Origin of the sequence: Tetzosporium hominis, from assembly GCF_002265435.1 — a bacterium.
GTDB classification, from domain to species: domain Bacteria; phylum Bacillota; class Bacilli; order Bacillales_A; family Planococcaceae; genus Chryseomicrobium; species Chryseomicrobium hominis.
Genome location: NZ_NOKQ01000162.1, coordinates 1 through 415, shown reverse-complemented (window position 1 = coordinate 415; position 415 = coordinate 1). Strand labels below are relative to the sequence as shown.

Annotated in this window: 1 protein-coding gene; it reads left to right on the top strand. The window is 42.9% G+C overall.

Annotated features, from left to right (window positions below):
• Positions 1–72: 72 nt before the first annotated feature.
• Positions 73–415 (top strand): 50S ribosomal protein L14 (rplN, locus tag CF394_RS03535; protein ID WP_094941873.1); only part of this gene is annotated, 343 nt, incomplete at its 3' end.

Here is a 415-nt window from a genome sequence, read left to right as displayed (position 1 = left end):
TTGAAGTTGTCGAAGAAGCTGTTATTATCTAATAAAGTTCGGAAACTTTTTTCCGAAGGGAGGTAACAAATAATGATTCAACAAGAGACTCGTTTAAAAGTAGCTGATAACTCTGGTGCCCGTGAAGTGTTAACAATCAAGGTGCTTGGTGGTTCTGGACGCAAAACAGCTAACATTGGTGATGTCATTGTTTGCACGGTTAAACAAGCAACACCAGGAGGCGTTGTCAAAAAAGGTGATGTCGTGAGAGCTGTAGTCGTACGTTCTAAGAGCGGTGCACGCAGAAATGACGGATCTTACATCAAATTCGATGAGAATGCATGTGTTATCATCCGTGACGACAAAAGCCCGCGCGGAACTCGTATCTTCGGACCTGTAGCACGTGAACTTCGTGATAACAACTTCATGAAAATTG